Annotated in this window: 5 protein-coding genes; all 5 read right to left on the bottom strand. The window is 65.8% G+C overall.

What is annotated here, in order from left to right; all coding sequences use genetic code 11:
* Nucleotides 1-1,120: glycoside hydrolase family 2 (locus M3498_00730; GenBank protein MDQ3457820.1), on the bottom strand; the 1,120-nt coding region annotated here is incomplete at its 3' end.
* Nucleotides 1,121-1,301: 181 nt separating this feature from the next.
* A complete protein-coding gene (locus tag M3498_00725; GenBank protein ID MDQ3457819.1) occupies nt 1,302-2,531 on the bottom strand; it encodes a beta-glucosidase in 1,230 nt (409 codons plus the stop codon).
* 90 nt (nt 2,532-2,621) lie between these two features.
* On the bottom strand, nt 2,622-3,761 hold the full coding sequence (gene glf / locus M3498_00720; protein ID MDQ3457818.1) for a UDP-galactopyranose mutase: 1,140 nt from the start codon (nt 3,759-3,761) through the stop codon (nt 2,622-2,624).
* 23 nt (nt 3,762-3,784) lie between these two features.
* A complete protein-coding gene (locus M3498_00715; protein ID MDQ3457817.1) occupies nt 3,785-5,008 on the bottom strand; it encodes a glycosyltransferase family 1 protein in 1,224 nt (407 codons plus the stop codon).
* Nucleotides 5,009-5,388: 380 nt separating this feature from the next.
* Nucleotides 5,389-5,586: hypothetical protein (locus M3498_00710; GenBank protein MDQ3457816.1), on the bottom strand; the 198-nt coding region annotated here is incomplete at its 5' end.

Genomic DNA, 5,586 nt, shown 5'->3' with positions numbered 1-5,586 from the left:
GCCGGAAGCGGTAGGCGCTGGGCATCTCCTCCCAGACCAAGAGGCCCAGCTGATCGGCCCAGTAGAGGTAGCGCGGGTCCTCGATCTTCTGGTGCTTGCGCACGCCGTTGAAGCCCATCGCCTTGGCCAGTTCGACGTCGCGCCTCAAAGCCTCGTCGCTCGGCGCGGTGATGCCGGTCCCCGGCCAGTAGCCCTGGTCGAGGACCAGCCGCAGGGGATAGGGGCGGCCGTTCAGGAGAAAGCGGTCCTCCTGCGTGGTCACCGACCTGAGGGCGGTGTAGCTCGCTGCCGCGTCGAGCCTCTCGCCGCGCTGGTCGCGGAGCTCGAGCTTGGCCTCGATGAGGGTGGGGCGCGAGGGGCTCCAGAGCAGTTCGTTGCGGTAGTCGTCGATGCCGGGGTCGGAGAGCGCGATGCGCCTGTGCACTTCGCCCGAGATGACCGCGTAGCTGTCGTCGGCGAGGACGAGGTCGCCGATGGCGAGCTTGACGTGCAGCCTCAGGTCGTCGCGGCGCAGCCCTTCCGTCACCGCGTCGAGGGCGATCTCCCAGCGTTCCAAGTTGGCGGTCCAGCGCAGCTTGCCGATGGCGGTGGCGGGCAGGGTCTCGAGCCACACCGTTTGCCAGATGCCGGTGGTGCGCGGGTACCAGATCGAGTGGGGCTCTAGGAGCCAGTCCTGCTTGCCGCGCGGCTTGGCGAGGTCGTGGGGGTCGTCCCCGGCGCGGACCACCACCGTCTGCGGGCCGGAGGCCCCCAGGTAGGGGGTGAGGTCGGCTTTGAAGGGGGTGTAGCCGCCTCGGTGCTCTGCCACCATAAAGCCGTTCACCCACACCGTCGCCGCGTAGTCGACGGCGCCAAAGTGAAGCACCAGGCGCTCTCCCGGCCCCAGGGAGGGCGCCTCGAAGCTTCGCTTGTACCAGCAGGCGCAGTAGAAGCCGGTGTCGCCGAGGCCGCTGGCCGCGGTCTCCGGCGCGAAGGGCACGGTGATTTGCTCCGTCCAGGAAACCTCAGTCGGCAGCCGCCAGCGGGCGTCCGGGTCGAAGGCGAAGTCCCAGGGGCCGTTGAGCGAGAGCCAGCCTGAGCGGACGAGTTGAGGTCGGGGGTAGGCGTGCGCGCTGTTCATAAGGCTTACTCCTAAAGCGCTTACTCCTAAAGCGCTTACTGCTAAAGCTCTTCTGTCCGCTGGACACTATAGCAAGCTGCTTGCTCAAGCAGCTTGCTCCGGTCCTCGAGCGCCGGCCTCCGAAGGTCCGGGAGGCGGTCTCAGGATGGGGTGGCCTGCGTCTCCACCTCGGTTAGAAGCACTAGCTCCTGCGCCTAGTGGCGCTGACCTCCGAACCAGCCTCGTCGCCCGCGATCAGCTCTTGTGAGCGCCGCAGCTCGGCGGCGTAGCCGGGCTCGAGCACCCTCTCGAGCCTGCCGTCTTCCTTTGGTCTGAGGTCCCAGAGCCCGCTGTGGTGCCAGTGCCTCGGCCGGTCCCAGTCCGGCCGGTCCAGGATGGGGTAGAGACAGACGCCCAGGAGCGGCACGCCCAGTGCGCGCGCCGTCTGCACCTCGGTGGTGACGGCGCGCAGCCAGGCCGCCCGGCCGACGCCGAAGTGGCTCGTCTCGGCCACGAAGAGCGGGCGCTCGTAGCGCGCCCAGACCTCCTGGAGCAGCCTGTGGAAGGGCAGCCAGCGTGCGTCGAGCGGGTGCTCGTCCCAGCCCAGCCTCTTGGCGCCGGGATGTTGCCACTGGTTGTCGTGGTAGAAGTTGACGCCGACGGCGCCCAGGTAGCGGGGCTGGCCGCCCAGCTCGGGCGAGAGGCGGCCTGAGAGCATGTCCCAGGCCTCGAACTGGCTTAAGCGTTTGCGCGCGGCCGCCCCGGCGTAGCGAGCTTTGCCGCGCGGCGGTACCACGTGGATGACGGGTTCGGCGGTGACCAGGCGGGCGCGCGGGTCGGCCGCCCAGATGGCCTCGCTGGCGGCGATGGCGGCGCGGATGAGCTGCTGCTTGAGGGCGCCGCCACGCCCTTTGGCGAAGGGGTGAAAGTAACCCACCTGCCCTGCCGCCCAGGCCAGAAAGGATATCTCGTTGACGGGTGTATAAACGGGCGCGGTGCTGGTGTTGTCCTTGACGAAGCGGGCGACCGCGCCAGCGAAGCGGGCGAAGCGGTCCACGAAGGCCGGCTTGAACACGTCCAGGTAGTCGGGCCAGCCGTAGTGGAGGAGGTCCCAGACGACCTGGACGCCTTGCCCTTGGGCGGCTTTGAGCTGGGGCTCGAGCGACGAGAAGTCGTACCTTCCCGGCGTCCGTTCGACGAGGTGCCAGCGCACGCCGTCGCGGGCGCTGAGGATGCCCACGCCCCTAAGGAGCGCGTAGTCGCCTTTGGCCTGAAGGTCGTGCTGGGTGGCTTTGATCATGTCGAGCCGCCTGCCCCTGCGGTTGATGTGGCAGGACGACTCGAAGCCGCCCATCCAGAAGGACTCGAAGAGGCTCGAGGAGGCGGTAGCAGGGAGCGCGGAGGCGTCGGTGCTCATACGTTCGGTGCTCATAAGGGGGTGCAGGTGGTCCTTGGGTCAATCATCTTCAGCCGAGGCTTTTTTACAAGGGGCCCATTCAAGGCTGGTATGTCCGCCCCGCGTTCAGGTGGCGATCTTCTCGAAGACGTGGTCGTAAGCCGGAACGTCCGCGTGGCTGGTCTTCAGCTTGGTGTAAGTCTTGAGCGCCTGGGCGACCACCTGGTCCATATTGTAGTAGCGGTAGGTGGCCAGGCGGCCCACGAAGTGGACATTGCTGGTGCTATCGGCGAGCGCCTTGTACTTCTTGTAAACCTCGGCGTTCTCGGGGCGCGGCACGGGGTAGTAAGGGTCGCCCTCCGCCATCGGGAACTCGTAGACGAGGCTGGTGGCGTGGTGCTCCTGGCCGGTCAGGTGCTTGAACTCGGTGATGCGGGTATAGGGCTGCTCGTTGGGGTAGTTGACGGTGCCGGTCGGCTGGAAGCGGGGCTGCTTGACCGTCTCGAACCTGAACTCCAGGGAGCGGTAGGGCAGCTTGCCGTAGCGGTAGCCGAAGTAGGCGTCGACGGGCCCGGTATAGATCATCTCGCGGTAGGGAATAACCCCTTCGATATCGCGGTAGTCGGTCCCCAGCATCACCTTGATGTTGGGCTGGGAGAGCATCTTTTCGAACATGCGAGTGTAACCGCGTAAGGGCATCGCCTGGTAGGTGTCAGTGAAGTAGCGGTCGTCGCGGTTGGTGCGGGTCGGTACCCTGGCCGTCACCGAGGCGTCGAGTTCGCTGGGGTCCAAGCCCCACTGCTTGCGGGTGTAGCCGCGGAAGAACTTTTCATAGAGCTCGCGGCCCACCTTGCTGACGACCACGTCCTCGGAGGTGCGGACGCAGTCCTTCTTCTCGGCCACCGAGGCGAAGAAGGTCTCGAGCTCAAAGGAGGTGAGGTTTAAGCCGTAGAGCCGGTTGACGGTGTCCAGGTTGATGGGGATCGGCACGAGCTGGCCGTCGACGCTGGCCAAGACCCGGTGCTCATAGCTTCGCCACTCGGTGAAGTTCGAGAGGTAGTCGAAGACCTCGCGCGAGTTGGTGTGGAAGATGTGCGGGCCGTACTTGTGGACCAAGACGCCGGCGTCGTCGTAGTGGTCATAGGCGTTGCCGCCGATGTGAAAGCGCTTGTCAACGATCAAGATCCGCTTGTTGGAGCCGCAGGCCAGGCGCTCGGCGAGTACACTCCCCGCGAAGCCGGCGCCGACGACGAGGTAGTCGAACATGAGCTTCCTTTCTTGGTCCGCTCTTAGTCTGCCGCGACGGTCGTGCCGGCGTTGCAGGAGGGCTTTGGGTCGTCGATCCGCGAGGACGCGCCTTGCCCGGCTTCCCGCGCAGCGGCGATGAGCCCCTTCATAGCCCGCCAGGTCGCGTCCCAGGAGAGGTCGGCCAGAAACGCGTCCACCCGGCTCAGCCACGCCGCGCGCTGGGCGGCATCCTCCTCGAGCGCCGCCTGGGCTGCCGCCACGAAGCCGTCGGCGCCCGCGATTCTGACCAGCCCCATCTCCCCGTAGGGCCGGATCACGTCGCGAATGGAGGTGGACACGACGGGCCTCCCGGCCGCTAAGTACTCCGGCGTCTTGGTCGGCGAGATGAAGCGGGTGGACGCGTTGTGGGCGAAGGGCAGGGTGGCTACGTCCCAGCTCGACAGATAAGCCGGCAACTCGTCATAGGCTTTGGCGCCCAGATAGTGGATATTGTGGCCTTGCGGCAAGGTGGCGGGGTCGATCTTGACCACGGGGCCGAGGATGACGAAGTGCCAGTCTGGCCGGGCCGCGGCGGCGCCCGCCAGGAGTTCCAAGTCGAAGCGCTCGTCGACGACGCCGCAATAGCCCAGACGCGGCCGGGGGATAGCGGCTTGATCCTCGGGCTCGGCGAGCCTCTGCCTGGCTTTGGCGAAGTGAGGCTTGTCGATGCTCGAGGAGAAGGGGTGGATGTTGGGGTGCTGCGCCCGCTTGGCCTCGAAGAGGCTCTGGCCGCCGGTAAAGACCACGTCGGCCCTGCTCAGGAGCTCGGCCTCGAGCGCGCTCAAGGCCGGGGGGGCATCCTTGAAGGCCGAGAGTTCATCCATGCAGTCGTAAACGACAACGCTCGGCGTAAGCTGGCGGCTGAAAGCCAGTGCCATCGGCGTGTAGTACCAGAAGACGGCGTCTTGAACCCCACGCTCCTTGAGGAACGCTTCGACCAGCCTCTCCTGGGCCGCGTCCGCCGCTTCGGCAGAGAGGCCGCCCGGCAGGTGGGGAACCGCGACCTGGACGCCGCCGTCTCTGGGGCTCAGCTCGAGCCTCGCCTTCTCCGCGCCAAACACCGGCTCTTCGACGAAGAAGGTGCGCCGTTCGCGCGCGGCGCGGCTCAGCAGGTGCTGAGGCCTCTGCCAGACGAAGTCCCAGCGCAGGTGAGAAAAGCAGACGAGATCCAGCGAAGCTGGGAGCGCAGCGTCTTGATGACCGCTCTCGAATACAGGTGTCGTCACCTTTGGTCTCCTTAGAACCTGATTTTCTCAACATCGTCACCGTGCCTTTCGCCTCTTATCTAAAGGCAAGCCGACACCCGCTAAAAGCGTCAGGTATTTAGGCGGTTCGCATAGATAGATCGTCACGCTCGGCCACTGTCTTGGCCTTGAATTCAGTCTTGACTACGGGCGCCGACATCCCTTGGCACCACGAAGGATGGTCAGCAACGGTGCTTGTGGTTGCGGTAGTTGTCGACAGGTAGCGTGACGGCAAACGGCACTGCCCACCAACCATAGTTCACGAACCATAGTTCACAATTCATAGTCTAGGTGACGGTGCGCACAAAAAACTTAACAACCCCGCAGCGATCCTGCCCTCGTGCCTGGTCCTGACCTCGCGCCTAATCGAGACAGTTCAACCTGACCAGCTCGGCCGCGCTCCCGCGCGCCTCGCTGCTGTAGACGAAGCTCCGGCCGTCCGGCAGATAGGCGATGCTCTCCTGCTGCGGCAGCCGCCTGAGTAGGATGCGGCTGTAATCGCGGCCGGGCTCGAGCGCCCCGCCCGCCAGCACGCTGGCCAGCAGAATCTCGTAGGCGTT

This window comes from Deinococcota bacterium (genome assembly GCA_030858465.1).
Classification (GTDB): domain Bacteria; phylum Deinococcota; class Deinococci; order Deinococcales; family Trueperaceae; genus JALZLY01.
The sequence above is the reverse complement of the archived record's forward strand: the minus strand, read 5'-3'. Positions and strand labels throughout refer to the sequence as shown.

What these genes read in the sequence shown, in the direction of transcription:
- M3498_00725 (MDQ3457819.1), bottom strand. Translation starts at nt 2,531, where the DNA reads ATGAGCACCGAACGTATGAGCACCGACGCCTCCGCGCTCCCTGCTACC.
- glf (MDQ3457818.1), bottom strand. Translation starts at nt 3,761, where the DNA reads ATGTTCGACTACCTCGTCGTCGGCGCCGGCTTCGCGGGGAGTGTACTC.